The sequence below is a fragment of the Nostoc sp. genome (genome assembly GCF_036917155.1).
Lineage (GTDB): Bacteria > Cyanobacteriota > Cyanobacteriia > Cyanobacteriales > Nostocaceae > Nostoc.
Map to the genome: position 1 here is coordinate 13,613 of NZ_JBALDZ010000073.1, position 24,243 is coordinate 37,855.

At 41.0% G+C, this 24,243-nt stretch carries 35 protein-coding genes; 16 read left to right on the forward strand and 19 right to left on the reverse strand.

The window, feature by feature from the left end:
* Positions 1 to 73 precede the first annotated feature (73 nt).
* The 10 genes from nifE to V7K67_RS10920 all read left to right on the forward strand — a co-directional run bounded on the left by nifE (position 74) and on the right by V7K67_RS10920 (position 6,748).
* The gene (gene nifE / locus V7K67_RS10875) at positions 74 to 1,453 is read left to right on the forward strand and encodes a nitrogenase iron-molybdenum cofactor biosynthesis protein NifE (protein ID WP_335166513.1); all 1,380 of its coding nucleotides are present in this window, start codon (positions 74 to 76) and stop codon (positions 1,451 to 1,453) included.
* Positions 1,453 to 2,790, forward strand: coding sequence for a nitrogenase iron-molybdenum cofactor biosynthesis protein NifN (gene nifN, locus V7K67_RS10880; protein ID WP_335166475.1), 1,338 nt, complete (start codon positions 1,453 to 1,455; stop codon positions 2,788 to 2,790). The genes nifE and nifN overlap by 1 nt, the downstream gene beginning before the upstream one ends.
* A 241-nt stretch (positions 2,791 to 3,031) precedes the next feature.
* Positions 3,032 to 3,445 (forward strand): nitrogen fixation protein NifX, encoded by a 414-nt coding sequence (gene nifX, locus V7K67_RS10885; protein ID WP_334708139.1) that lies wholly within the window; start codon positions 3,032 to 3,034, stop codon positions 3,443 to 3,445.
* Positions 3,442 to 3,918 carry a NifX-associated nitrogen fixation protein gene (locus V7K67_RS10890; protein ID WP_334729508.1) on the forward strand — a complete coding sequence of 159 codons (477 nt, stop codon included), beginning with the start codon at positions 3,442 to 3,444 and terminating at the stop codon, positions 3,916 to 3,918. The genes nifX and V7K67_RS10890 overlap by 4 nt, the downstream gene beginning before the upstream one ends.
* Positions 3,919 to 4,053: 135 nt before the next feature.
* Positions 4,054 to 4,269: a CCE_0567 family metalloprotein gene (locus tag V7K67_RS10895; protein ID WP_375470729.1), complete on the forward strand. Its 216-nt coding sequence runs from the start codon at positions 4,054 to 4,056 to the stop codon at positions 4,267 to 4,269.
* Positions 4,266 to 4,583 (forward strand): nitrogenase-stabilizing/protective protein NifW, encoded by a 318-nt coding sequence (gene nifW, locus V7K67_RS10900; protein WP_334708141.1) that lies wholly within the window; start codon positions 4,266 to 4,268, stop codon positions 4,581 to 4,583. Before V7K67_RS10895 ends, nifW begins: the two co-directional genes overlap by 4 nt.
* 10 nt (positions 4,584 to 4,593) lie before the next feature.
* Positions 4,594 to 5,400 (forward strand): HesA/MoeB/ThiF family protein, encoded by an 807-nt coding sequence (locus V7K67_RS10905; protein WP_334708142.1) that lies wholly within the window; start codon positions 4,594 to 4,596, stop codon positions 5,398 to 5,400.
* 93 nt (positions 5,401 to 5,493) lie between these two features.
* Positions 5,494 to 5,865: a HesB/IscA family protein gene (locus V7K67_RS10910; RefSeq protein WP_094327427.1), complete on the forward strand. Its 372-nt coding sequence runs from the start codon at positions 5,494 to 5,496 to the stop codon at positions 5,863 to 5,865.
* A gap of 218 nt (positions 5,866 to 6,083) precedes the next feature.
* Complete coding sequence (locus V7K67_RS10915) at positions 6,084 to 6,383, forward strand: 2Fe-2S iron-sulfur cluster-binding protein (RefSeq protein ID WP_012407188.1); 300 nt, start codon at positions 6,084 to 6,086, stop codon at positions 6,381 to 6,383.
* Between the two features lie 104 nt (positions 6,384 to 6,487).
* Entirely contained in the window at positions 6,488 to 6,748 is a 261-nt protein-coding gene (locus tag V7K67_RS10920; protein WP_335166479.1) for a FeoA family protein, read from the forward strand.
* A 106-nt stretch (positions 6,749 to 6,854) separates the two neighbouring features.
* Here the strand turns inward: V7K67_RS10920 and V7K67_RS10925 are convergent, their stop codons facing one another.
* Positions 6,855 to 7,064 carry a TOBE domain-containing protein gene (locus V7K67_RS10925; protein WP_334708221.1) on the reverse strand — a complete coding sequence of 70 codons (210 nt, stop codon included), beginning with the start codon at positions 7,062 to 7,064 and terminating at the stop codon, positions 6,855 to 6,857.
* A 611-nt stretch (positions 7,065 to 7,675) separates the two neighbouring features.
* Between V7K67_RS10925 and V7K67_RS10930 the strand changes: the two genes are divergently transcribed.
* From V7K67_RS10930 to V7K67_RS10950, 5 genes are all read left to right on the forward strand, one after another.
* The gene (locus V7K67_RS10930; protein ID WP_335166481.1) at positions 7,676 to 8,557 is read left to right on the forward strand and encodes an AAA family ATPase; all 882 of its coding nucleotides are present in this window, start codon (positions 7,676 to 7,678) and stop codon (positions 8,555 to 8,557) included.
* 35 nt (positions 8,558 to 8,592) lie between these two features.
* Positions 8,593 to 9,732, forward strand: a complete 1,140-nt coding sequence (lysS, locus tag V7K67_RS10935; protein ID WP_335166483.1) for a homocitrate synthase — start codon at positions 8,593 to 8,595, stop codon at positions 9,730 to 9,732.
* 327 nt (positions 9,733 to 10,059) lie between these two features.
* Positions 10,060 to 10,548, forward strand: a complete 489-nt coding sequence (locus V7K67_RS10940) for an ankyrin repeat domain-containing protein (protein ID WP_335166485.1) — start codon at positions 10,060 to 10,062, stop codon at positions 10,546 to 10,548.
* Positions 10,511 to 11,797 (forward strand): SagB/ThcOx family dehydrogenase, encoded by a 1,287-nt coding sequence (locus V7K67_RS10945; RefSeq protein WP_335166486.1) that lies wholly within the window; start codon positions 10,511 to 10,513, stop codon positions 11,795 to 11,797. The genes V7K67_RS10940 and V7K67_RS10945 overlap by 38 nt, the downstream gene beginning before the upstream one ends.
* A gap of 18 nt (positions 11,798 to 11,815) precedes the next feature.
* Positions 11,816 to 12,190: a hypothetical protein gene (locus V7K67_RS10950; RefSeq protein WP_334729503.1), complete on the forward strand. Its 375-nt coding sequence runs from the start codon at positions 11,816 to 11,818 to the stop codon at positions 12,188 to 12,190.
* A 32-nt stretch (positions 12,191 to 12,222) separates the two neighbouring features.
* On the opposite strand, the gene V7K67_RS10955 is transcribed toward V7K67_RS10950, so the two are convergent.
* The 6 genes from V7K67_RS10955 to V7K67_RS10980 all read right to left on the reverse strand — a co-directional run bounded on the left by V7K67_RS10955 (position 12,223) and on the right by V7K67_RS10980 (position 14,695).
* The gene (locus tag V7K67_RS10955; protein WP_099103699.1) at positions 12,223 to 12,693 is read right to left on the reverse strand and encodes a hydrogenase maturation protease; all 471 of its coding nucleotides are present in this window, start codon (positions 12,691 to 12,693) and stop codon (positions 12,223 to 12,225) included.
* An 18-nt stretch (positions 12,694 to 12,711) separates the two neighbouring features.
* A complete protein-coding gene (locus V7K67_RS10960) occupies positions 12,712 to 12,999 on the reverse strand; it encodes a XisI protein (RefSeq protein ID WP_335166515.1) in 288 nt (95 codons plus the stop codon).
* Entirely contained in the window at positions 12,981 to 13,214 is a 234-nt protein-coding gene (locus tag V7K67_RS10965) for a DUF433 domain-containing protein (RefSeq protein WP_334729502.1), read from the reverse strand. Before V7K67_RS10965 ends, V7K67_RS10960 begins: the two co-directional genes overlap by 19 nt.
* A gap of 241 nt (positions 13,215 to 13,455) precedes the next feature.
* A complete protein-coding gene (locus V7K67_RS10970) occupies positions 13,456 to 13,878 on the reverse strand; it encodes a hypothetical protein (protein ID WP_114083647.1) in 423 nt (140 codons plus the stop codon).
* 176 nt (positions 13,879 to 14,054) lie between these two features.
* Positions 14,055 to 14,453 (reverse strand): type II toxin-antitoxin system VapC family toxin, encoded by a 399-nt coding sequence (locus V7K67_RS10975; protein WP_335166489.1) that lies wholly within the window; start codon positions 14,451 to 14,453, stop codon positions 14,055 to 14,057.
* Positions 14,450 to 14,695: a type II toxin-antitoxin system Phd/YefM family antitoxin gene (locus V7K67_RS10980; RefSeq protein ID WP_334708153.1), complete on the reverse strand. Its 246-nt coding sequence runs from the start codon at positions 14,693 to 14,695 to the stop codon at positions 14,450 to 14,452. The genes V7K67_RS10975 and V7K67_RS10980 overlap by 4 nt, the downstream gene beginning before the upstream one ends.
* Before the next feature lie 124 nt (positions 14,696 to 14,819).
* Between V7K67_RS10980 and V7K67_RS10985 the strand changes: the two genes are divergently transcribed.
* Positions 14,820 to 15,029, forward strand: coding sequence for a type II toxin-antitoxin system HicB family antitoxin (locus V7K67_RS10985; RefSeq protein ID WP_335166491.1), 210 nt, complete (start codon positions 14,820 to 14,822; stop codon positions 15,027 to 15,029).
* Positions 15,030 to 15,142: 113 nt separating this feature from the next.
* Here V7K67_RS10985 and V7K67_RS10990 read toward each other — a convergent pair whose 3' ends face one another.
* The 12 genes from V7K67_RS10990 to V7K67_RS11045 all read right to left on the reverse strand — a co-directional run.
* Positions 15,143 to 15,352 carry a hypothetical protein gene (locus V7K67_RS10990; RefSeq protein ID WP_334733704.1) on the reverse strand — a complete coding sequence of 70 codons (210 nt, stop codon included), beginning with the start codon at positions 15,350 to 15,352 and terminating at the stop codon, positions 15,143 to 15,145.
* A gap of 86 nt (positions 15,353 to 15,438) precedes the next feature.
* On the reverse strand, positions 15,439 to 17,034 hold the full coding sequence (locus V7K67_RS10995; RefSeq protein ID WP_335166494.1) for a nickel-dependent hydrogenase large subunit: 1,596 nt from the start codon (positions 17,032 to 17,034) through the stop codon (positions 15,439 to 15,441).
* Between the two features lie 297 nt (positions 17,035 to 17,331).
* On the reverse strand, positions 17,332 to 18,294 hold the full coding sequence (locus V7K67_RS11000; protein ID WP_334729087.1) for a hydrogenase small subunit: 963 nt from the start codon (positions 18,292 to 18,294) through the stop codon (positions 17,332 to 17,334).
* 554 nt (positions 18,295 to 18,848) lie between these two features.
* Positions 18,849 to 19,070, reverse strand: coding sequence for a hypothetical protein (locus V7K67_RS11005; RefSeq protein WP_334707841.1), 222 nt, complete (start codon positions 19,068 to 19,070; stop codon positions 18,849 to 18,851).
* Positions 19,071 to 19,163: 93 nt separating this feature from the next.
* Positions 19,164 to 20,027, reverse strand: coding sequence for an Rpn family recombination-promoting nuclease/putative transposase (locus V7K67_RS11010; RefSeq protein ID WP_334729086.1), 864 nt, complete (start codon positions 20,025 to 20,027; stop codon positions 19,164 to 19,166).
* Positions 20,028 to 20,077: 50 nt separating this feature from the next.
* Positions 20,078 to 21,475: an IS110 family transposase gene (locus tag V7K67_RS11015; RefSeq protein WP_335166496.1), complete on the reverse strand. Its 1,398-nt coding sequence runs from the start codon at positions 21,473 to 21,475 to the stop codon at positions 20,078 to 20,080.
* A gap of 284 nt (positions 21,476 to 21,759) precedes the next feature.
* Positions 21,760 to 22,008 (reverse strand): hypothetical protein, encoded by a 249-nt coding sequence (locus V7K67_RS11020; RefSeq protein ID WP_335166498.1) that lies wholly within the window; start codon positions 22,006 to 22,008, stop codon positions 21,760 to 21,762.
* Positions 22,005 to 22,286, reverse strand: coding sequence for a hypothetical protein (locus V7K67_RS11025; protein WP_335166500.1), 282 nt, complete (start codon positions 22,284 to 22,286; stop codon positions 22,005 to 22,007). Before V7K67_RS11025 ends, V7K67_RS11020 begins: the two co-directional genes overlap by 4 nt.
* A gap of 34 nt (positions 22,287 to 22,320) precedes the next feature.
* Entirely contained in the window at positions 22,321 to 22,653 is a 333-nt protein-coding gene (locus tag V7K67_RS11030) for a hypothetical protein (protein WP_335166502.1), read from the reverse strand.
* On the reverse strand, positions 22,634 to 22,951 hold the full coding sequence (locus V7K67_RS11035) for a hypothetical protein (RefSeq protein WP_335166504.1): 318 nt from the start codon (positions 22,949 to 22,951) through the stop codon (positions 22,634 to 22,636). The genes V7K67_RS11030 and V7K67_RS11035 overlap by 20 nt, the downstream gene beginning before the upstream one ends.
* The gene (locus tag V7K67_RS11040; RefSeq protein WP_335166506.1) at positions 22,948 to 23,529 is read right to left on the reverse strand and encodes a tyrosine-type recombinase/integrase; all 582 of its coding nucleotides are present in this window, start codon (positions 23,527 to 23,529) and stop codon (positions 22,948 to 22,950) included. The genes V7K67_RS11035 and V7K67_RS11040 overlap by 4 nt, the downstream gene beginning before the upstream one ends.
* 523 nt (positions 23,530 to 24,052) lie before the next feature.
* Positions 24,053 to 24,243 (reverse strand): hypothetical protein (locus tag V7K67_RS11045; protein WP_335166507.1); only part of this gene is annotated, 191 nt, incomplete at its 5' end.

A 24,243-nucleotide genomic window follows, 5' to 3' on the forward strand; every position in this document is an offset into this window, starting at 1 on the left:
AGTCATTAGTTGTTAGCTATTCAAAGGACAAATGACAAATGACAAAGGACAATTAACAATTAAGAGAAGAGAGATGAAAATCACCCAAGGTAAAATCAACGAGCTGCTGACTGAGACAGGATGCGAACATAATCAGCACAAACAAGCCCAAAAGAAAAACAAGTCTTGCGCCCAACAGGCACAACCTGGCGCGGCTCAAGGGGGCTGCGCTTTTGATGGTGCAATGATTGCTCTAGTGCCGATCGCAGATGCTGCTCATTTAGTCCACGGACCGATAGCCTGTGCTGGTAATTCCTGGGGCAGTCGTGGTAGTCTGTCGTCTGGCCCGCAACTCTACAAAATGGGCTTTACCACTGACTTGGGTGAAAATGATGTCATCTTCGGTGGCGAAAAGAAACTCTACAAAGCGATTCTGGAACTCAAAGAGCGCTACCAACCAGCAGCAATATTTGTCTATGCCACTTGCGTTACTGCCTTAATTGGCGATGATATGGATGCTGTCTGCAAAGCGGCGGCTGAGAAAATTGGTATTCCTGTTGTTCCCGTCATTGCCCCAGGATTCATTGGCAGTAAAAATCTCGGCAACCGTTTTGGCGGTGAAGCTTTATTAGAATATGTTGTCGGCACAGCAGAACCGGAACATACAACGCCCTATGATATTAACTTAATCGGTGAATACAACATCGCCGGGGAAATGTGGGGAGTCACACCACTGTTAGAAAAGTTAGGCATCCGTATTTTGTCTAAAATTACGGGCGATGCTCGCTACGATGAAATTCGCTACGCCCACCGCGCCAAGCTCAACGTCATGATCTGCTCACGAGCGTTGCTGAATATGGCGAGAAAGATGGAGGAGCGTTACAACATCCCCTACATTGAAGAGTCTTTCTACGGCATCGATGATATGAATCGCTGTCTGCGAAATATCGCCGCTAAATTAGGCGATCCTGATTTACAGGAGCGGACAGAAAAGCTAATTGCCGAAGAAACAGCTGCTTTAGATTTGGCACTGGCTCCTTATCGCGCTCGACTCAAAGGTAAGCGAGTTGTTTTGTATACAGGTGGTGTTAAGAGTTGGTCGATTATCTCGGCTGCTAGAGACTTGGGTATTGAAGTTGTTGCTACCAGTACTCGGAAAAGTACTGAAGAAGATAAAGCCAAAATCAAGAAGTTGATTGGCAACGACGGCATCATGCTGGAGAAAGGCAACGCTCAGGAATTGCTACAACTGGTTAAAGACACTCGCGCAGATATGCTGATTGCTGGTGGACGTAACCAATATACTGCTCTGAAAGCTCGAATTCCTTTCCTTGATATCAACCAAGAACGCCACCATCCTTATGCAGGTTATGTGGGAATGATTGAGATGGCGCGGGAACTGTACGAAGCTCTCTATAGCCCGATTTGGGAACAAATACGCAAACCCGCTCCTTGGGACGAGGAGGTAATTTAATGGCGATCGTTACTGTTTCTAACAAAGCACTGACAGTTAATCCCCTCAAGCAAAGTCAAGCTTTGGGCGCAACCTTAGCCTTTCTGGGATTGAAAGGTACAATGCCTTTATTCCACGGTTCTCAAGGTTGTACTGCTTTCGCTAAAGTTGTCCTCGTGCGGCATTTCCGGGAAGCGATTCCTTTAGCTACCACAGCGATGACGGAAGTCACTACCATTTTGGGTGGTGAAGAGAATGTGGAAGAAGCAATTCTCACTTTGGTAGAAAAGGCTAACCCGGAAATTATTGGTTTATGTAGCACTGGGTTAACGGAAACTAGAGGAGATGACATCGAGGGATTTCTGAAGGAAATCCGCGATCGCCATCCCGAATTGAATAATTTAGCGATCGTTTTTGCACCTACCCCAGATTTTAAAGGTGCATTACAAGATGGCTTTGCTGCTGCTGTGGAGAGCATAGTTCAGGAAATTCCTCGCGCAGGTGAACTCAGAACTGAACAAGTGACGATTTTGGCGGGTTCTGCCTTCACACCAGGGGATGTACAAGAAATCAAAGAGATAGTTACAAAATTTGGCTTAGTGCCGATCTTTGTACCTGACCTTGGTGCTTCCTTAGATGGACACTTGGAGGATGGTTATAGTGCAATTACAGTCAGTGGAACTACCTTAAAACAGGTACGAGAAGTAGGTAGTTCTGCTTTCACCCTGGCATTGGGTGAAAGTATGCGGGGGGCTGCCAAGATTCTGGAAGAACGCTTTGGGACACCTTATGAGGTGTTTGGCGAACTGACAGGATTGGAACCAGTAGATGAATTTATCCAAGCATTGGCGATTCTGAGCGGTAACAGCGTACCCGAAAAATACCGCCGCCAACGTCGTCAGTTGCAAGATGCAATACTGGACACCCACTTTTACTTCGGTGCAAAACGAGTTTCCCTAGCGTTGGAACCAGATTTGCTGTGGTCAACAGTGCATTTTCTGCAATCGATGGGAGCGCAAATTCATGCGGTGGTGACAACCACGCGATCGCACCTCTTAGAAAAACTCCCGGTTAAAAACGTCACCATCGGCGATTTAGAAGACTTTGAGAGTTTAGCAGACGGCTCTGATTTGCTGATTGGTAACTCGAATGTCAGTGCGATCGCTAAACGACTCTCAATTCCTCTTTATCGTCTCGGATTGCCCATTTATGACCGCTTAGGTAATGGTCAATTTACCAAAGTTGGCTATCGAGGCACAATGGAACTTGTGTTTGGCATCGGCAACCTGTTTTTAGAACAAGAAGAAGCCAGAGTTAAGCAGTTCCAAGAGTTCGGAATTGTGAGCGCAGAGTTTTGAATTTTTCTTCAAGAACTCAGAATTCAGAATGCTTTTCAGAAAGAGTAAAACCTGCCACTGATGGTTTGCATTTAGCGTTTTCGTAGGGAAAACCACTAAATATGCAGATTTAGTTCTTACTCCTGAATTCTGAACGGTAGTTGCTCTACTTGGGGAGACCCCAAGACCGCACTACCTCCTCCTGACTCCTGAATTCCTTCTTCCCAATTCAAAATTCAAAACTTTAGAGAGGAGAATTAGAATGAAAATTGCCTTCACCACGAGTGACCGAGTTCATATTAATGCTCATTTTGGAGCAGCAGATGAAATTGATGTTTATGAAATCTCGGATGAAGGATATAGATTCCTAGAGACTCTTAACTTTGATGACCAACTCCAAGAAGAGAATAATGAGAGTAGACTCGCACCAAAACTTGCGGCTCTAGAAGACTGCACAATTATTTATGTTATGGCAATTGGTGGTAGCGCCGCCGCTCGATTAATCAAGAAAGGTGTCACCCCAGTGAAGGCGCGATCGCAAGAAGATGAAATTAGTGAAGTGCTAACGAAGCTAGTGAAAACTCTCAAAGGTAATCCTCCTCCTTGGTTACGTAAAGCTTTACAGCAAAAAACCACAAATTTTGCCGATGAAGTTGAAAATGAGGCAACAGTATGACCGCAAATAATAGTGTTAACGGAACTGCTACAACTGAAGTCTTGAACTCACCTTTTCTAAAGGTATTAATTAAACAAATCCGTGGTCAAGACAGCTATGGAGTTTATCGTAGTTGGTCGGATGAGTTGATTCTCAAACCCTTTATTGTCACCAAACAAAAGAAACGGGAAATCTCCGTTGAGGGCGAAGTCGATCCGATCACTCAAGCCCGGATTATGGCATTTTTTCGGGCTGTAGCTGCTGGTATTGAACAGGAAACAGGTTTGATATCCCAGGTTGTGATTGATTTGAGCCATGAAGGATTTGGCTGGGCGCTAGTTTTTTCTGGTCGTCTTTTGCTAGCTGTGAAAACCTTGCGAGATGCTCAACGCTTTGGCTTTGACTCGCTAGAGAAATTAGCAGAAGAGGGAGAAAACTACGTCAAAAAAGGCCTTGATTTGGCGAAACGCTTTCCTGAAGTTGGCAAAATTTAAAGAGTTAGGAGTGAGGAGTTAGGAGTGAGGAGTTGAATTAGCTATTAACTGATAATTCATGATTTACAGTTCCTGATTTATAACTTCTAACTCCTAACTTCTAACTCCTCACTTGTATAAAAGGAGTGGCTGATTGTGCAAGCAGAAGAAATAAGTATTGAGGAACTACAAGGACAAATCAGACGGCTTAACAGCAAAGCTGGTCAGATGAAAATGGATCTGCATGATTTAGCTGAAGGTTTGCCAACAGATTATAAACAACTTATGGATGTTGCCGCTGCAACTTATGAAATATATCGCCAGTTAGATGAACTTAAGCAACATCTGAAACAATTGGAGAATGCTAAATGACTGGAACTATTGATGAATTCAAGAAGCTCGTAGATGCAGAGGAATTCTTTCAATTCTTTAACTTGTCCTACGACTTAGAAGTTGTGAATGTAAATCGTTTACATATTCTGAAAAAGTTTTCTCAATACATGCAGGAAATTGATGATAATTCTCCTGGCTTGAGTCAAGAAGAGAAATTAAATCAATATTCTTTGGCTTTGCAAAAAGCTTATCAGGTATTTATCGAATCGACAGCTTATGAACAAAAGCTGTTCAAAGTGTTTAACGACAAGCCGAAAAATGTAGTCACACTGACAGAAATCACTTCTGATTAGGAGGTATAAATTGGTTAACCTGACGCCTACCGAATTAGAACGCTATCGTCGCCAAATGATGCTTCCGAATTTTGGCGAAACAGCACAGAAGCGCCTGAAGTCAGCGACAGTTTTGGTTACAGGTGTGGGGGGATTAGGCGGTACGGCGGCGCTTTACTTAGCAGTAGCGGGCGTTGGGCGGCTAATCCTAGTCCGGGGTGGTGACTTGCGGCTAGATGATATGAATCGTCAGGTTCTTATGACTGATGATTGGGTAGGTAAGCCAAGGGTATTCAAAGCTAAAGAAACTCTGGATGCGATTAATCCTGATGTCCAAGTGGAAGCTGTTCATGAGTACATCACCCCGGAAAATGTAGATTCCTTAGTGCAGTCCGCTGATATGGCTCTTGATTGTGCCCACAATTTTACAGAGCGCAATTTGTTAAATGAAGCCTGTGTGCGATCACGTAAGCCAATGGTGGAAGCCGCAATGAATGGGATGGAGGCTTACCTAACAACGATTATTCCTGGTGTGACTCCTTGCTTGTCTTGTCTGTTTCCAGAAAAGCCTGATTGGGATCAGCGCGGCTTTTCAGTTATAGGCGCTGTCTCTGGGACATTAGCTTGTTTAACAGCACTGGAAGCTATCAAGCTGATCACCGGGTTTAGTCAGCCTTTATTGTCGCAATTGCTGACAATCGACCTCAATCGGATGGAATTTGCTAAACGCCGTTCTCATCGCGATCGCTCTTGTCCAGTATGCGGTAATAGTGCGCCTTGGAGACACGCGCAATCCAATTCGATGGAAGCCACGGGGATTGTACAAAATAGTCATTAGTCATTGGTCATTAGTAAATAACAAAGGACAACTGACAAAGGACAACCCACATCTGAAATCAGAACAACTAATCGCTACAAATCAGGAGAACTGATGGCCGTTATCTTATCAGAAAAAGCAGAATTTCATCTGCGGGCATTCCTCAAAGGTTCAGCACCCGACGCTAATGGCGCAACTAAAGGTGTTCGCATCTCGGTAAAAGATGGTGGTTGCAGTGGTTATGAATATGCAATTGATATCACCAGCAAACCCCAACCAGATGATTTGGTAAGTCAGCAAGGCAAAGTGCTGGTTTACGTTGATGCCAAAAGTGCGCCCTTATTAGACGGAGTTATCGTTGACTTCGTTGAGGGAGTGATGGAAAGCGGGTTTAAGTTCATCAACCCCAATGCAACTGATACCTGCGGTTGTGGAAAGTCCTTCAAAACAGACGATGGTACGCCTACTGGTGTACCTTGCAGCTAACATCATTCCGTTAGTGCCAAGTCTGATGTAGAGGCTTTCTATAAATGCGATCGCTCTGCCTTGAGGTAGCTTCTCGTTCGCGTTGCATTCCTTAACTTTGTAGAGAAACTAGCTAAAGCGTAGCTTCTCCGTAACAAGAAGGAAAGCAAAAAGTAGGATAGATGGCTCAAAAATTCGGAAATTAGACCAACTGTATAACGTTTGAGGAGAATCGAAAAATGGCTACCTACCAAGTTAGATTAATCAACAAAAAAGAAGACATCGACACCACAATCGAAGTTGACGAAGAAACGACAATCTTGGAAGCAGCAGAAGAAAATGGTATTGAATTGCCCTTTTCATGTCACGCAGGTTCTTGCTCTAGCTGCGTTGGCAAGGTTGTTGAAGGTGAAGTTAATCAAGAAGATCAAAACTTTTTAGATGACGATCAGGTTTCTAAAGGATACGCTCTACTTTGTGTAACTTATCCTCGTTCTAATTGCACAATTAAGACTCATCAAGAAGCGTATCTGGTTTAAACTATTACTTTGGTTTCTGCCTTTAGCGACCAAATAAAAAATGAAGGATGAAGGATGAAAATATACTTCCTTCTACCCTTCATAATTCCTAATTTATAATTCAAATGTTTACCCACTTTAGCGTGACTGGCTGTTCATTAGAATTATTGAGAAAGGGAGAACGAGGAATTGTTACCTTCTGTAAAACTAAAGATGAAACAATCTTGAGCAAACTTATATCAATGGGAGTAAAACCAGGAGCTAATATCACTTTAAAACAAAAGTTACCCTCTTTCATTATCGAAATTGGAAACATAGATTTGGCACTAGATATAGAAAATATTCGCGCCATTTATGTTCGGATTATTGATCATTCAATTAATTAACCTCATGACTTAATGAAAAAGAAGATCCCGGACTTATTTAATAAGTCCGGGATCTATAGCCTTTAATTATCACAAATCAAATATGATTAGACAACCTGCCTATTTTTCAATCAACAGCAAGTATCACATCTGATGATTTAATCACAGCATGAGCGTGCTTACCTTCTACAAGTCCTAGCTTTTCTGCTGATGATTTTGTGATGATTGACACTAGCTCTACTCCTGGTGATATTTCTAAAGTAATCTCAGTATTGACTGAGCCATGCGTAACCTTTTTTACAGTGCCTTTTAGAGAATTACGAGCGCTAATTTCCATATTTTTATTTGTCAATTTAACTATTTATACTTTAGTAAACTAGCAAACTCTAATATGAAAAGTGTTTTTATTAAGATATCTTAATAAAATTGAAATAATTCTCATTTATCTAACAGCGATACCTCTCCTTGATAAGGATTACAAAAAGATATAGTCATTGGCTGCAAAACTCAGGATAAAAGAATTTCAAAAAAAACTAATGCCTATGGGTATGAGCGAAATATTATCATCAATTTAATATGGACATTTTTGTGTATAAATACCGAGGTCTGGATAATATTTTATATTTATACTAACTAAAAAATAGTTCACCTAAGATTAGAGTAAACCTAGAAGCAGTTTATAAGAAGAATTCAGAATTTAATTCTGTGCGACTGGGTAATAGCGCAGCGGTAGCGAGTATTTTCGAGTCGCGTCTGAATATTGGTTAAAATCGTACTTCTCTATCAAGATGCTACCTCGAATGTCCCGTTACGCGCTTTCGCCCCTGACGGGCAAAACTAGTATTAAATATTCTCGCCTTAAAACTCTATCTCTTTATGAGTGGAGTATTCTGAATTCTGACTCCTGATTTATTTTACGAGGCTGAAAAAAGAGGTTAATTTTATATTGTGCAGTATCGAGTTAATACAACAAGGTCAAATCTATTTTTTGAACACTTAAGTCCAGGTGTAGGCGTAGGATTTCCTGTCCCTAAAGACTGGTTGCCAATAACAACTTTTCCTTTACTAATTATAGTGGGTATGACTGGCGTAGGGAAAAGTACAATTACAAAAGCTTTGGCAGAAGAGGGTTTAGATTTTACACTTTTACCGAATCGTCGCGCTTTAACTGAACGCTTAATAATTGCGCCGATGTTAAAAATGGAAGATAAACTTGTGCAACCCCATTGTCGGATTAAACGCCTAACTTATGCTCGCCTTTATCGAGAACACTTCCCTGGTGGAATGGGTCGTATTTTAGCTTCGCTACATATCAATCCACAACAAGTTAACTCTCTGTTAGTTTTTGATAGTTTGCGTGGCGAAAATGAGGTTAAATATGCAGTTGCGGCTTTAGAAAATGCCAAATTTGTAATGTTGAATGCACCAAATATGGTACGTTTAGAAAGGCTTCTAAAGCGTCACGATCCTTTTGATCGGATTGATAATAAAGAGCTAGAAAATAGTAGGCAAATTCTACCAAAAACACTGACGAATTTTGCCAGTTTGGGTGTATCGGAGGCTTCTGCTTATTTTACTCCTCAAGAAGAACAAGAAATCTTAGAACTTGTAACCAAACAAGTTGTTACAGATATAGAATTGCGGGATAAACTAAAAATATTTGTCGAAGAGAGTCAGAACTATGATTCGGTTCCTACAAAACAGATTTTAGAAGCGATGGATACAAGCGATCGCTCCCTTATAATTGATACTATAGCTAGTCCCCAAGAATCAGCCAAAGTAATTATTTCTCGATTATACAAATCTGTTAATATAAAAAGTAATAAATAAATATCCTTAGTAAGAATTAACACAAGGATTGCTCAATGTCGCTATCTGAATTTGCAATTGTAGAAAGTACTCTCCGTGAAGGTGAACAATTCGTCAAAGCCAATTTTTCTTCAGATGATAAAGTTGAAATTGCTGAGGCACTTACTGCATTTGGAGTGGAATATATAGAGTTAACTTCACCAATTGCTTCACCTCAATCTCGACGAGACTGTGAACGATTGGCTCGGTTAGGCTTGCCATCCAAAATATTAACTCACATTCGCTGTCACTTAGAAGATGCTAAAGTCGCTTTAGCCACAGGCGTAGCCGGGATTAATTTAACTATCGGTAGTTCTTCTTTGATGCGTCAGTTCAGTCATGGTAAAAATATTAATCAAATTATTGATTTAGCATCTGAAGTTTTAACTTTTATTCATCAGCAAGCCCCCGATATTGAGTTACGGTTTTCGGCTGAGGATTCGTCACGCACATCTACAGAAGATTTAATTACAATTTACTCTGAGATTGAAAAGTTAGGAGTTGTCAAACGCATAGGAATTGCCGATACAGTAGGAATTATTACCCCAATGCAGGTATTTGAATTAGTGAAGACTTTGCGCCAGTTCACTAATTTAGATATTGAGTTTCACGGTCATAATGATACAGAGTGTGCAAATGCTAACAGTTATACAGCACTGGAAGCGGGAGCAACTCATATTGATACTTGTGTTCTGGGAATTGGTGAGCGCAATGGTATTACCTCACTAGCTGGATTTATTGCGAGATTATATGCTACAAATCCAGAGCAGATTAAAGCTAAATATCGCTTGGAAGAACTTGGTTACTTACATGAATTAGTTGCGAGAAAAGTTGGGATTTCTATTCCTTTTAACCATTGTGTTTTTGGAGAAAGTGCTTTTAGTCATAAAGCTGGCATTCATACTAAAGCTATGCTCAATAATTCTGAGACTTATGAAGCTATTAATCCCCGGAGTTTTGGTGTAACGCGCTCAATTTTAATCAATCATAAATTAGCTGGAAAACAGGCAGTTAATCACCGAGCTAATGAATTAGGACTTTCCTTTAATTTATCGCAGCTTAAAGATATTACCCATAGATTGAAAACTTTAGCTGATAAACAAAGTCTTACCATCGAAGATGTAGACAATATTTTATATTCTTATCATTGCCAGTAAATTTCAAAATATACGCACTTATTGTCTAAGTGCAGATCCCCGACTTCTTCAAGAAGTCGGAGATCTAAATCCACCTATATCTGCTATTAATCTATCTTATGTAAGAAAACTGTAAACATTACTGCTTTTCCATTATTTTTCAAGCTTTTTTAAGAAGAATGTTTGCTGTTTTTTATAAATGATTCATAATTTAAACTGATAAAGTTGATAGCATATATGTAAGTTAAAAGGATTTAGATAACATTTTTGCAAAAATGGTGAGCATTGCTCACCATTCTATTTGCCAAGTAAATTTATATTAGTAAAAAAGTTAACTGAGGAGTAGTTATGAATCGAATCAACTATCAAAAATTGAGTGAATTAACAACCCAATGGCTAATAGCAAAAGGCTATAATCTTAACGATTTAAATCAGCCTAGTGAAAATGGTGATACAGCTTTGATGAAGGCTACAAGAGAAGGAGTTTATACAGTCGTCAAAGAACTAATTGATGCTGGTGCGGATATCAATGCTCGAAATAGCGATTGCAACAATGCTTTGTGGTTTGCTTGTTTTGGTAATCACTACGATTTAATTAATTTACTGTTGGCTCACAGCATTAACATTGACAACCAAAATGATAACGGTGCAACTGTTTTAATGTACGCAGCATCAGCCGGAAAGACAGAAGTTGTCAAGTTACTTTTACAACATCATCCTAACTTATATTTAAAAAACTTAGACGATTATAAAGCAATAGATTTTGCTAGTAACATAGAAGTCTTAAGGATAATTAAAAATGCCATCAAGTCAGATTTCGGGCAAAGCTTATCATGACGCTACTAAGCATTCTTACTTATCGGTACAACTCGATCCAAATTATGTAGATGCTTCAACGCAGCCATCTGCATTTAAAGTTTATCCCAAGTTTTATCGGAGAGTAAAATTAAATCTCAACAATCCTATTCACTCTTTTATCTCATTAACCAGTGCGATAACACTGGAAAAAGTATATAAAGATGGCCCTTATAGACTGCGGGCGAATCCATCAGCAGGCGCTCTGTATCCCACAGAAGTTTACGTACAGGTTCGCGGGGTTGAGGGAATAGTAGATGGTATATACCATCTAGAAGTTGAGAATAATTGTCTAACTCTCATCTATGAATTAATTGATGATGGGTTAGAGAGTTATATTATACCGGGTAAATGTATCAACGGATTCATCTTTTTAATTAGTTGTGTTTATTATAGGTCTAGCTGGAAATACCAAAATAGAAGCATGAGATATTGCTTATTAGATAGCGGACACCATTTAGGTGCTGTTGCAGCTTCAGCTTATCTCCATAAAAAAAATATACAACTAGTTTTTGACTTTGATAAACTTGCGCTCAATTCAGATTTGGGTTTTGAGAATAAGGAGTTTATTACTGGTTGTGCGGTGTCAGGAGAATTACAAGACAAGAAAATCAGACGTTTAAGGCTGAAAGTTCCTTTTGTCTCTGGTACAGATTATTTTGAATCAAATCAATTTATTGAAGATGCTTATCAAGCAACTACTCAACAAAAGAGTCGTCAGCAGAAATTAGAGTATCCTCAATTTGATTTCGATCGGGATAAATTTTATCAAACTGTTTGGGATAGACGTTCTATTAGACGTTTCCGGAAAGAGGCTATTTCTCAAGAAGATTATTTATATGTAGTGCAACAACTTCAACAATCAATACCGACAGAAAACTATGAGGAAATAGAAATTTACTCAGTGGTGCATCGAGTAGAGGGAATGACACCTGGGTTATATAGAGGTACACATCTGGTTAAGACGGGTAATTTTAGTGAAAAGACAGGTTACTTATGTATTAATCAGGCTATTGCTAGAGATGGCGCTGTAACTTTATTTTTTGTGTCAGATTATTTAAATTATCAAACTGCTATGCAAATAGCTGGTTTTCTCGGTCAAAGACTTTATTTAACTAGTAATTATTTGGGTATTCAATGTAGTGGAATTGGTGCGTATTATGATGACGAAACCCAAGAATTATTAGAAACGAATAAAGATGTACTTTATGGAATGGTGATTGGAATATAAGCAGGAAGCTAAAGAGAGATGGCTAGAAATATGTATTACTTTAATGGTGATGACTCACATCCTATGCAACCGACATCTGCGGATATTATACTGCGGCAACAGCTAGAGGATTCTATTAGCAGATACTTTTATGACGCGTGCGATCGCACCATTCAAAATCTTCTGTCTGATTGTCGGTGGTATGTCACAACCCACGCCAATGCTCTGACATTGGTAATTGAATGTCCCGATCAAGTTATTAATTGGCGTGTTTTACAAAAAATTGTGCCAATGGGGACATTGCTATATGGAATTGTTAACAATGCTAAAATCCGTGTTTGTCCGCCAGAGAGTCAAGGCATACCTTTTGAAATGAGGGTAGATGAACTTTCTGTTTATCGGGATTGGGCATAAGAGAAAAGTTAGGAGTTAGGAGTTAGGAATTTTTACTTATTATTCTGACTGATAAGTGCAGCTACCTCTTCAAAAACTAAATCAGCAGAATGTTTGATAGCAGGACTTAACTCTAGTCCCAAACCAAGATTTGCCGCCTCAATTAAATAAACTGTCACATCTTCGGGAAAATCATTTTGAAAGATTTTCCGTCCGGCGGCTAAAGCATTATCCCAACGAAAATCGTGCAAGTTATAACTAGGTTCTGGCAAAGCTTCCAGTTCTTTTCCTGGAACTTTAAACACAGCACCCGGTTCAGAACCAGTTGAACTTGCATCAATAATTACTAATTGTTTACTACCTCTAGCTTGAAACATTACTTCCATTCCTGCGGTGCCACAGTCATATACTCGCACATGAGGATGAGGGTTTTCAGCTAGATATTTTTGTAAGCGCTGGGCAATGATTACGCCTACTGCGTCGTCATTGCGATTGAGATTGCCACAACCAATAATAGTTAGCATGGGATGAGACTTAATTGTTTAAGCAGTTGCAAATTCAGTTAAAGCGCGTAGTTTACCGCCGTAGGCATCGCTTGGAGGATGAAAAGCTAACACAATATCACTTTGAGGAACCCCGGCGTTTAATAAGTCGGTGGCAATACCTTCTTCAGTCCAATCTTCTTCGATCCAAATTTTGTGATTTTTAATCCGAATATGTACAGTAATACCTTTAATTCGGCGATTTTTTTGCCAGCCAATCTGAAACCATAGATATTGAGCGCGTTTATCATCCAGTGCTAAAAGGCTCTCTACATCGTCAAAATAGATACTAGGCGTATGTCTTCAGCTGCCACCAGAGCGATCGCGTATCCTAAGCAGGCACGAATATCTTCAATTTGTAGGTCTGGATAGTAGTCTCTGATAATTTCTTCAAATGAAAGTCCGTCATTAAGGAGTTCAAGAATGCTTTGTACAGTGATGCGTGTTCCTGCGATGCAAGGTTTACCGAAATGAATGTGAGAGTTAACTACGATTCTGTCCATTTAACTATAAACTAATAATATGTTTCCTAAATTATAAAATAAGAAGTTGCACTGTATCTATAAATGCAGTGAAACTTACTTTAAAGCTTAAGATCATAGTAAAGGTATAAGATTAAGAACAACGCATCATCAAGCTTCTGCTGATTGTGATTATTTCGAGTTTGTGCCATAACCTGCAAAATACGAGGCTCTGACTGATGGGACAGACAAAGCCTCTGAAAAATAATTTATCAGTAAGAAACTATAAATCTACACCATGTTTCTTGGCAACTTCAGTCAGTTTCTCATACTGATGTTGTGATGCTTGAGTTAATATCTCTTCAGCCTGTTCTTTAGTACTTCCTTCTTTAGGAATTAAATACTTGACATAAAGGGATACAAAATCAGCTGCGATCGCTAAACCGGATAGAGCGTGTTTGTCAGCTTCCTTACCTGCGATCGCAGCTACCAAACCGGCTTTAATTGGGTCTGGTTTAACTTTCATGAACTGCTCGACAAGTTTAGGAACGTAGTCTTCTGGTGGCAAATTATCTAACTTACTTCTATCAGGAGTAAAGTTACATTCTGCGGCTTGAGCCTGCTCTAAAACACACCATTCTATGTATTCTTGCAATGCTGCATCGGGAACGCGAGGGAGATAATTATGTAGCGCTAAATCAGACACAAGCTTACCGTGTAAATTGCTGTTTTATGCAAGTGCATTAATGCAAGCCTAACGCACTGTTTCTATAAGTTTTAGTGTGTTACGCTACGAGTTTTGAATAAAGGGCATTGGGCATTACTTATTGCCACATTTTTAGCAAATTACAAAAAGTTGGTGAGTTTTAAGATGGTGAAGTTTTATGATTTTGCTGCCCAAAGTATGGAAATGTCGTACTTATTAAACATTGAATCGGCACTCACAAGCGTCATTTCTTCTATCTGAGCCTGTGCAATCAACATTCTGTCAAAAGGATCTCGGTGATGCAAAGGTAACGCAGCCGCCTGTAAAGCATGAGAAGCTGTAATCTCTAGCGAGCGCATTGCCAATACCGTCATCCGACTAGAAATATAACTGTCTAAGGGGTCTGCCAGTGGTAACTTGCCGATCGCAACTTTTATCCCTATTTCCCAAATGCTAGCAACTGAGAGCCACAATTCATTCGTTTCATCGGCAATATGAGCGATGGCTGCTTCATTCAAAAGCTCTGGTTGGGTAAACCACCATAACCAGCACTGTTTATCTAGCAAGAGTTTCACTCCTCACCGCCTTCAAATGCTGCCAAAATTTCTTCTGGTAAAGGGGCATTGAAATCATCTGGCACTATAAAACGCCCTTTATCTTGCCCTAAACTATTGAGTCGATTTGATGAGGTGCGAAACGGAACCAACTTGGCGATCGGAACGCCTCGGTTGGAAATAATGATTTCTTCTCCAAGTTCTACGCGCGACAACAGCTTTGAGAGATTCGTTTTAGCTTGATGAATATTTACAGTTTCCATAGGATTAAACTAAGTCTGTAAACTAAGTTTAGTCTGGTTGTCATAGTGGTGCAAGGGCGATGTCTACGCTCAGTTAGATGACCGATCCAGTAAACTGTAAGTGAGCGTTGTCCATGATTGTGATATGAAAACTTTTACTGCGATCGTTGAAAGAGATCCTGATACTAAGTTCTATGTTGGCTATGTCTCTGGCTTTCCTGGAGCGCATTCTCAAGGTGAAACCTTGGATGAATTGCAGGAAAATTTACGTGAAGTTATTGAAATGCTTCTAGAGGACGAGGAACTGGTATTCGAGACAGAGTTTGTAGGTATACAACAGATTGTGGTTCAGTAGACCATGAGTAATATTCTTGTTCTAAAACCACAAGAAGTTGTACTGCAATATTCACAGCGATCAGCTGCTCTTTGAATGACCAATCGACGTAAAGCAACTGAAATCGTTACCATTTATCCCTGCTCCATTACACGCTGCGAACGCAAGTGCAACAGAGATAAAAATTCTGCCAACTCAACCAGCCCTTCTGCTTCTCGTCGTTCTGCAATGGGGAGCGCTTCGCCTGCATCTTGGCGATCCAGCAGAAATTGCAAACGCTCTTGGACAGCTTCAGGAAGTTGAAAGTGAGTCAGTTCAACAGGTATTTCAATAATTTCAGCCATACAAAGTATGTTTAGCAAAATTGCAACTACTTGTAGAGCTAGTGTAACTCAATGTGGGTTGTGGTAGACGATGTGATATTTGATAATTAAGCAGTCCGAAAACGCGCCAACTCTTCACCCGTCTTCGCATCATGGGCGTGGACTGTACACACTAAACATGAATCAAACGATCGCGCCACGTGACCAACTTCCACCGGATCGCTAGAATCGTAAATGGGTGTCCCAATTAAAGCTTCTTCAATAGGGCCACGGATTCCTTCACCGTCACGGGGGCCAATATTCCAAGTACCTGGGGCAATCACTTGGTAATTCTTAATCTTACCGCCCTCTACTTCTACCCAGTGACACAAAGAACCCCGCGCCGCTTCTGTTGCACCCCAACCGCGTCCATCTTTTTCTTTGGGTTTGATATACCAAGGGTCGTTTAACTTGAATTCGCGTAAACAATGTTCAGCTTGACGATATAACTTGACAAGTTCATGAACTCGTGCTAGCTGCCGCACATGAATACTAGCACCACCCATTTGTTTGAAGACATCGAGGATGAAGCCGTCGTAGTGTTGCCAAGATTCGCCATGTTTGCCACCTGCGACTAATTGACGGGCTAAAGGGCCAGCTTCTAAACGTCCGAAGTCTTTGTGTAGAACTGCACTTGCCCAAGAGTAGGCGTTATCAAAGTCTTTGGTATTGATTGCAGTGGGTTTAGTGGTGCGATCGCTAGGGTGAATATTTTCTGTTCCTTCATCGTACCAGGAGTGAGTTGTATTCTCGCGGGTAAATGACTGATCCATTAAAACGTGAGTGTCTGCGAAGCTGTCGTACACTCCACTTTTCATAATCATCGCCGCATTTCGTCCTTCAATAGTCGGCTTTTGATATTTATCTTCATGGGCTAAATATCCCCAAGTGACATATTTCCCAACACCAGCGCCATATCTATCTAGACCGATATCTAAACCCATCCGCCAATAAAAACCTAAGTCGGAATCTCGATGATTGCGGTCTTCATCTAACCATTCCCTAAAGTCATCATAAGTTTGGATTTGTTCGTAGCGTTCTAGAGAACAACCCAACCACACTGGTTCTAACCAATTGGTGCGGAAATATTCGAGAAGCGCCCAAGCGCGGGTAATATCTGTGAGGGTGGGGGCGCACATCACGCCACCAGGCACCATATAACTGCTGTGGGGCCATTGTCCGCCTAATAGTGCATAAATTTCTACAGGTTTAGCAGAAATTGTTATGCCTAATTCGTAAGATTTGCCTGTGAAAGCAGCAAAGCGTCTCACGGCTTCGTCATAAAAGCGACTATGGCGATATTTTTTATTAGTCAAATCAATGGCAAACAATCCATAAAAATAGCGAGGTATACTTTGGATTGTTTCGACAATTTGACCAAGATTTCTCGCCAAAATAGCATTACGAGGAACTTCTGTTTCCCAAGCTGTATCTAATGCCCAAGATGCACAAGTTAGGTGAGAACCGCCGCAAATACCGCAAATGCGAGGCGTAACAATTAATCCAGCTTGGGGATCTTTACCGCGTAAAATAACTTCAAATCCGCGAAATAATTCGGCGTGTGTCCAAGCGTTGACTACCCGCCCATTCTCAATATCAACTCTGACATCTAAATCGCCTTCAACTCTACCGACGGGCGAAATGTCTAATGATTGAATTCCCATTTGTTATTTGTCCTTTATCATTGGTCATTTGTCATTGGTCATTTGTCATTCGTCATTGGTAATTATTCACTCGCCTCCATGTAAAATGCTCGAAACCCTTGATTTATCGTTGAGGTGAGTGTGAAAGGTTATAGTCTAATACGCTTGGGTTAAGGGCTACTGGCAACAATTTTGGGTTTTCAAGACGCGATAAATCGCCGTCTCTACAAGTGTTTTATTGCTCATTCTGAACTGTATTGGGTTATAGTCATTGGTCAAATCACAAAGGACAAATGACTAATGACTAATGACTAATGACTAAACTGTAAAAAAGTCTTCTTCTGCCCAAGGTGGTGCTGCATCTTTTGCAACCATTGTAAGTAAGGCGTAGTCTTTTTTGTTCACCCCTGGCGGTAATTCTTTGGGAACTCCCATGACTGTTCGGGTTTTAAATACGGTTCCTGGTTTGAGGTCAAAGAAGGGAAATTCTGGTTCTGTGCAACCTAAACAAGGCATCCCGGCGCGAGTTTTGGATGAGACGCGGTTCCATAAGATGCGGTTGCAGGAAGAATGGGTCATGGGGCCGCGACAACCCAAGTCATAAAATAAGCAGCCTTTGCGCTGACCAAATTCGGCGGTTGAGGCTTTGTAGGCAAAGTGGACGTTGCGCGTACAACCTGTTTGGGTATAGGTGTTGAAGAAGGTTTGGGGACGATTTAGTTCATCGAAAGCAATGTCTGCTATGCGTCCAGTAGCGATCGCCACTAATATCTGCGTAATCCAGTCGGGATGGGCGGGACATCCAGGTATATTAATTACAGGTAATCCCGCTTGTGAGAGAAAGTCTTTCCCTAAAAAGCCGCCTTCTTGACGTTTGAGAAATTGCAAACCTTCTGATTCGCTGGGGTTGGGTGACATGGCGGGAATTCCTCCCCAGGTGGCACAATCTCCCACTGCGACGATAAATTTAGCAACTTTGGCGAGGTCTGCTAACCAATCTTTCATGGCGCGATCGGCAAACCGATTCCATTCACCAGTGCCATTGGGGGCGTTAACAACACTGCCTTCAAATACCAAGATATCTAGGGGAATTGTCCCAGAAATGCAATCCCGTAGCAGTGTTTGCAAGTTGTTGCCTAGTTCCAATCCCAAAGAGGGATGCCAAAGTAACTTGATGCCAAAATCAGCGATCAAATCGCAGACTGTCGGTTCTTCGGCGTTGAGAAATGACATGGTGTTACCTGAACAAGCACCACCCTGTAGCCATAGTACGTTAGTCATCGGCTATGTATTTTTCTATTGTTTCCCATGCATGATGTAGGTGATAATGCTTGTAAAGTCTCACCTGCTTATCAATATTTGTTTTTCAATACTAAGATAGTTTTTTATTTAATTCTCTTTCATTAAAAAAGAATTAATCATTAACAATAGCTTAGATTTAATTAAGATTATTTTAAAGGCTTGTGTCTGTTATGCTTGTAACATATCTAACCGATCGAAATAGTAAAAGTAAAATTGCTTTTTGATTTTAAGTACTGCCATTAAACAACCTAAGTGTGCTTAACTTATTGCGCTTACAACTCTGAAATTATTAATAATAATTACTACCAAGTATCAATCTGTACGAAAGGATGAGTATTTTAAACCGTCAGATTTTAATGCAATAACTAAGTAAAATTCAACAAAATATCAGGGTGCAAGACTTTGCAGCCCGTCAGCTATATATAGCAATCCTAAATAAGTTGTGAAAATTCCCATTGTCCAGATTCCCGACTTCTTTGAAAAGTCGGGAATCTAATTTTTCACGAATGATTTAGGACTGCTGTATCAGTTTTTTAGGATTTTGGTTGTGCAGCTTGCCTAACAACTTGTTCGTCCAAGCCTAAGCCTTGAGCTATCTGCTCAATACTTAACCCAAACGCTAATAAATGGGGTATCGCTTCTAACTTAGCTTCTTGTTTAGCTTCTTCAAAAATTTCTTGTCTACCTTCTTTTTTACCTTCTTCAAAAACATCTTGGAAAAATCTAGTTTGCCTCAAGTCATTTAATTCAAACATTTTTCCTATCTCCTCCTGGCTAAATCGCGGCAACTTTTAGATTAATATCGTCTCTATTAAACGCACTGTTAAGCCTTCGCGCACCCTATTGTTTTAAGATTTTGATTGTGCAGCTTGCCTAACAAGTTGTTCATCCAAACCTAACACTTGAGCTATCTGCTCAATACTTAAACCCAACCCTAATAACTGGGGTATCGTTTCTAACTTACCTTCTTGTCTGCCTTCTTGCCTACCTTCTTGTCTGCCTTCTTGTCTGCCTTCTTGCCTACCTTCTTGCCTACCTTCTTGTCTGCCTTCTTGCCTACCTTCTGCAAAAACATCTTGGTAAAATCTAGTTTGCTTTAACTCATTTAATCCAAACATTTTTCCGATCTCCTCTTGGCTCAATCGCGGCAACTTGTAGATTAATATCGTCTCTATCAATTGTATAATTTCCCTAATAGTAGCGACATCTAGAATTTGCTGTCGGGCAGTGTGAACTATTTCGATCGCTCTTGTTGTCGCAGTTGATTCGGGTTCGATGATGAGTTTAACTGTCTCTATGCCGATTGATGATGTCTCAATTGAGCTTAATTCGTCAAGATAGACGCGAGTCACTCGTTGTGAGTTGAGTAATTCTGTATATCTTTCGGTATCTCCAGTATCAACGCTGCGGTTGGGGTAGATGACAACACCACGCCAATTGTTGGTTAATTCGGTTTTGTCGAGATAGTTAAAGATTTCGGTAAATAAACGCGAGTAGAACTTTTTGTCTGGTTGAAATTGCACTTCGGCAAAATAAATGGGTAGTTCTGCTGCATTTGGGAGGAAAACGCCATCGATTCTAAATGCTAGTTGTTTGACTTCTACTGAAGAAAATTGGTAAACACTAGCTAGTTGGGGCGGTTGGTTAATCAGTTCAAAGAAAGTAGTGGGGATACTCTGAAATATCCGATAGAAGATGCTGTCTGTTTTCACTTTAGTTTGTTATCTGATATCAGATAACCCCCCATAAGGGGAGTCACATCTTAATTATGAGCTGCAACAGCCCGTTTTAATTCCTTAAACAACAGCCTGCACCCGTAAGCAGCAGTCTGAGAAATAACCAAGTTGCCGAATCCTTTTTTAACTTCTCTCTCCTTGACCCCTGGTGTGATGTCATTAACCGACATACTCGCAGTCAGTGACATTTGCATAGTTTGCATAGTTAATGCCAAAGTAGCTTCAATTTGAGGGGCTAAATCCTTACTGATTAATGGCAATAAGTTCTGAGAAAGTGTTTTTTTGAATTCGCGCAGCGCTTCATTTTGCAGTCGTGCCACAGCTTTCTTTTTCCACAGTTCAGGATTGTCCTGAAATTGGGATTTTCTAGCGTCGTAGAATTCGCCCAGTTTTTGGCCAATTTCATTTTTTGGTCTAGCGTGTTCTGGAGCAATGATGTCGAAAATCCACATGTATAATTGAGAACGACACAGTTTAGAACCGGCTCCGGTGTTCATGGTTTCCTTGTCGCCGCTGGAGTTTTCATCCTTGGCCATCCCCAGGCGTCGTTTGAATCTGCCAAGTGACTCAAACTTGGTAATGGGGTAAATTTGGGAAATGAGTAAAGCTTGTGGCCGAACTCCAATACCAAATTTGGTCATGGTTTGGCGGTAAGGGATGAATTCTGGGCTGTTCAAGATTGACAAAATACCAGATTGAATTTCCACTTCCCAGTCTTGCAGATCACACAGCATGTTAGACAGTTTTCTGGTAAAGGTGGTAATGCCTACGCCGTATTTGTTAGCGATCGAGTTTTGGTAAAGCCTGTCATAGTAACTGGTTTTACGTTTAGTGTCTCGCTCACGACCGGCTAACCAAGCCCACAGTGGTAGCATTCCGTCAGCTTTGCTCGGTTGCGATCGTGATAGCGCGGCTTCTGGAAATTCCCTAGCCAGTTGTTGACGGGCACGATTGATGATCGGGGATTGAATTTTATTGAGTGATTGCAATTGCAACCACAGATGGCGCATCTGCGCCACCTTACCCGCTTCAAATTGCAGGAAAAACTCATCATCCCCCCAATGCAGCAAGGCGTAAGCTGCAAGCGCCAAGGCATCGGCTTGGTCATTTTTATCGGGTAGCTTGTTTTGTTTGCGGTAGTGGACAGCTTCAGCATGTCCCACCCAAAGCACCTTAATACCCTCAGTTTCACAAATGTGTGCCCAAATCCAAGAATAATGAACCCCAGTGGGTTCTAAAACAACAGCATCGGGCTTGAGAGCTAAGAGTTTGTTGACCCCATCAGCGTTAGCTTTAAATGTTTTTGGGTCATCATCTTTCGGGCGTTTATTATCCCGGAAATAGCTTCTAAAGCTCTTAGGAATTGATGTTAATTCCCAAGCAACTACACTGTTTTTGCAAACGTCTAAACCAACAATTTTCATTTTTCTTTTGTTCGTAATGGGAGTAATTTGCAGCAAAAACCGTGCTAAAATAGGTCACGAATCTCCCAAATTAGCGATAACAATTCACTTTTAAACCAAGCACGGGCGGAAATAATTAACAGCAGTGGATTCGTGAAAACAGGAAACCTTTTGGGTCATTTCAAGGGAAAAATCCGTGCTGCTGTTGTTATTTCCCTCTGTTATCAGAGGCAGGTGAGTTGCGCGACCCAACCCGCGACTAGGGCAGTTGCCCTAGTTTCGGCTACGGGGTCAAGTAGCCATCATCAGGCGATTTCATCACCATCAGAGCGCAATTGATCGAGGATACTGTCTAGTCCTTCATAAGGTTTAAAAAGTAATCTTTTCAACTCGCTATCCGTTGCAGCGTTCATGCATTCAACTTGACCAATCACGATCGAAGCCATATCAATTTGGGCTTTAATGCGTTGAAGTTGACACCAAAGCAAGTAGTAATCCCACGTTGGATCTGGTGAACCATTAAGTAAATCGCATTCATCATTTTGATTATTCATAAACTTCTCCGATTGTGACGAAGGTAATTATTAAAGCAGCGCTGCGCCTGAGTAAATGAGGAGACAATAGCAACGGCGTTTTCACCATAGAAAACCTGAGTGTCGCCATTGTGCCAAGTTACAACTATTACTTTTTCGTCTTCATCTTCAATCACTTGCCGAATTTGGGCCAAGTTGATCCAGCCGGCGGTAGGCGTTTTACAAGTAAACACGGTGGGAACTGATATAATTTGCATAATTTCTTGGGTTCGGTTGCGCGAATTCCAGGGCGATCGCATTCTTGTACCTGAGAGTGCGATCGCTAAAAATTATCTAAAAACCATCGGAGAAGTCACTAGTGCTTGGTGCTGACCCGGACTCAAAAGGGACATCGCCTGGGTCAGGCTCTACCGTAGTTAAAGCAGCCTTTTGTTCTTCGAGCCGTGCCAGTTCATATTTGAGGTCTGCGATCTGCTCTTTTAGATCAGTGGCTTCAATTTCTAGGTCTACTCGCTCCCTGATCTTTCTCTCAACAAATTCGATTAATTTGGATGACTCCACATCTGGATCTTCGCCTTCATAAATATCAGCAGTCGTGTCAAAATGCCTGGATTCATAACTGCCCAGGTTGAGGATGCGTTTACAACTAATGGTCTTGATTTTCATCTCGTTTACCCAAATCTTCAAGTATTTTCTCTAACGTTTTGAGAGCGAAATAAGAGCCAGAAAGTACCTTATTCTTTGCCTTGTTGGCAAAGGCACTGTCAAATTCACCTTCATAAAAATCTGCATAAAATTTCTGAATTTTGCTGAATAACTTAGATTTAGGAATAGGGGAATCAAACTCAATCTCACTCGCAAGACATCTGAGTTTCTGGGCTAACTGAGCATTATTGAGTTGGTCTGGAAATACAGCTAGCTGGGCCAACTGAGTTTTGAATTTCTGTGGCAGGGTTTTGCTCATAAAGTAGCGATCGCGTTTATAACGTCTTGATCAGAGATTTCGATATAAGCCCCAAGCACCTTTAAATCGCTGTGCCCAGTAATTTTTTTGATCGTGGCAAGACCAATACCTTTCTTTGCCAAATTAGTGATGAAGGTACGGCGGGTACTGTGAGTTGATATACCTTTGGCATCAAGCCCAGCTTTTTCCACAGCAGTACGTAAAATCATGTCCGCCCATCTCAGTCCAATGGGTGCATCCTCTTCTCGGCACGGAAACAACCAACCGGATTGCGATTCAGGGGTATAAGATTTCAACGACTCAGACAAAACTGGATGAACCGGGATTTGGCGGGTTCTTCGCTTGCCGTCAGGGCTAGCCTTGCGGGTTCTGGCGCGAAAAGTGATATATTCCCGTGGTGTACCATCGCTGTAGTACGCGTCTTCAATTCGTAACTGTACAATTGCGCCCCAGCGCTCACCAGTGTGCCAAGCAATATCTAAAAGTAATTTATATTTGCGGCTTTTAATCTGCTTGCGAATTTTCGAGTAATCCGCATCAGTCAGAGTAGCAGCCTGACCATTTCGATTATTTTTCATTTCAACACTTTTGCTGATTTTCCCAATTCCGGTTTAACCATTTCAATAGGTAAAAGCGGAATATTTAATTTTGAGCTATTAGTTAAAGCTTGCCTAATTGTAGTGATAGCAAGGGTTATATTACTTCGGTAAAGTTCCTGTTTTACTTTGAATCGGAACTTTACACTATCTATTTAATTGAATTTAATGGAATTTAACTAACATTGATAAATTCAATGACCTGTACACTTTCTTTTGATTACACAGAAAGTCTTGCTCCCTACGGCCCAACTCCAGTATCTTTTACAGTGCCCGATGGGAGCTATACCACTGCCTACGTGTATCTATTCGGTGCAACTATTGATAAAGGATACGAGGTACGCAGTGATGGTGACACGGGGACTATAACTTTAGCTGGCCCATACTATCCCCCAGCAGGTTTCACTCTTTCTTATGCAAATTTCAGCAATACCTGTAAGCTACCAACCTACGATGCCATAAATGGAGTCTGTACTTTAAGCAGTGTTTATAGTACACCAGGGCATTACGCCTCAATGGCTGCTTGCAATGCAGGTATTGCTTGTCCAACTTGTCCAACTTGTCCAACTTGTCCGACTTGCCCGACTTGCCCAACTTGTGCGGTTTGTCCTGCGCCAATAACCTGCCCGACTTGTGAGGTTTGCGAGACTTGCCCGACTTGCCCAACTTGTGCGGTTTGTCCTGCGCCAGTGACTT

Coding starts and splice junctions, on each gene's coding strand:
- nifE (WP_335166513.1), top strand. CDS start 74: ATGAAAATCACCCAAGGTAAAATCAACGAGCTGCTGACTGAGACAGGA.
- nifN (WP_335166475.1), top strand. CDS start 1,453: ATGGCGATCGTTACTGTTTCTAACAAAGCACTGACAGTTAATCCCCTC.
- nifX (WP_334708139.1), top strand. CDS start 3,032: ATGAAAATTGCCTTCACCACGAGTGACCGAGTTCATATTAATGCTCAT.
- V7K67_RS10890 (WP_334729508.1), top strand. CDS start 3,442: ATGACCGCAAATAATAGTGTTAACGGAACTGCTACAACTGAAGTCTTG.
- nifW (WP_334708141.1), top strand. CDS start 4,266: ATGACTGGAACTATTGATGAATTCAAGAAGCTCGTAGATGCAGAGGAA.
- V7K67_RS10910 (WP_094327427.1), top strand. CDS start 5,494: ATGGCCGTTATCTTATCAGAAAAAGCAGAATTTCATCTGCGGGCATTC.
- V7K67_RS10915 (WP_012407188.1), top strand. CDS start 6,084: ATGGCTACCTACCAAGTTAGATTAATCAACAAAAAAGAAGACATCGAC.
- V7K67_RS10920 (WP_335166479.1), top strand. CDS start 6,488: ATGTTTACCCACTTTAGCGTGACTGGCTGTTCATTAGAATTATTGAGA.
- V7K67_RS10925 (WP_334708221.1), bottom strand. CDS start 7,064: ATGGAAATTAGCGCTCGTAATTCTCTAAAAGGCACTGTAAAAAAGGTT.
- lysS (WP_335166483.1), top strand. CDS start 8,593: ATGTCGCTATCTGAATTTGCAATTGTAGAAAGTACTCTCCGTGAAGGT.
- V7K67_RS10940 (WP_335166485.1), top strand. CDS start 10,060: ATGAATCGAATCAACTATCAAAAATTGAGTGAATTAACAACCCAATGG.
- V7K67_RS10945 (WP_335166486.1), top strand. CDS start 10,511: ATGCCATCAAGTCAGATTTCGGGCAAAGCTTATCATGACGCTACTAAG.
- V7K67_RS10950 (WP_334729503.1), top strand. CDS start 11,816: ATGGCTAGAAATATGTATTACTTTAATGGTGATGACTCACATCCTATG.
- V7K67_RS10955 (WP_099103699.1), bottom strand. CDS start 12,693: ATGCTAACTATTATTGGTTGTGGCAATCTCAATCGCAATGACGACGCA.
- V7K67_RS10965 (WP_334729502.1), bottom strand. CDS start 13,214: ATGGACAGAATCGTAGTTAACTCTCACATTCATTTCGGTAAACCTTGC.
- V7K67_RS10980 (WP_334708153.1), bottom strand. CDS start 14,695: ATGGAAACTGTAAATATTCATCAAGCTAAAACGAATCTCTCAAAGCTG.
- V7K67_RS10985 (WP_335166491.1), top strand. CDS start 14,820: ATGAAAACTTTTACTGCGATCGTTGAAAGAGATCCTGATACTAAGTTC.
- V7K67_RS10990 (WP_334733704.1), bottom strand. CDS start 15,352: ATGGCTGAAATTATTGAAATACCTGTTGAACTGACTCACTTTCAACTT.
- V7K67_RS10995 (WP_335166494.1), bottom strand. CDS start 17,034: ATGGGAATTCAATCATTAGACATTTCGCCCGTCGGTAGAGTTGAAGGC.
- V7K67_RS11000 (WP_334729087.1), bottom strand. CDS start 18,294: ATGACTAACGTACTATGGCTACAGGGTGGTGCTTGTTCAGGTAACACC.
- V7K67_RS11005 (WP_334707841.1), bottom strand. CDS start 19,070: ATGTTTGAATTAAATGACTTGAGGCAAACTAGATTTTTCCAAGATGTT.
- V7K67_RS11015 (WP_335166496.1), bottom strand. CDS start 21,475: ATGAAAATTGTTGGTTTAGACGTTTGCAAAAACAGTGTAGTTGCTTGG.
- V7K67_RS11020 (WP_335166498.1), bottom strand. CDS start 22,008: ATGAATAATCAAAATGATGAATGCGATTTACTTAATGGTTCACCAGAT.
- V7K67_RS11025 (WP_335166500.1), bottom strand. CDS start 22,286: ATGCGATCGCCCTGGAATTCGCGCAACCGAACCCAAGAAATTATGCAA.
- V7K67_RS11030 (WP_335166502.1), bottom strand. CDS start 22,653: ATGAAAATCAAGACCATTAGTTGTAAACGCATCCTCAACCTGGGCAGT.
- V7K67_RS11035 (WP_335166504.1), bottom strand. CDS start 22,951: ATGAGCAAAACCCTGCCACAGAAATTCAAAACTCAGTTGGCCCAGCTA.
- V7K67_RS11040 (WP_335166506.1), bottom strand. CDS start 23,529: ATGAAAAATAATCGAAATGGTCAGGCTGCTACTCTGACTGATGCGGAT.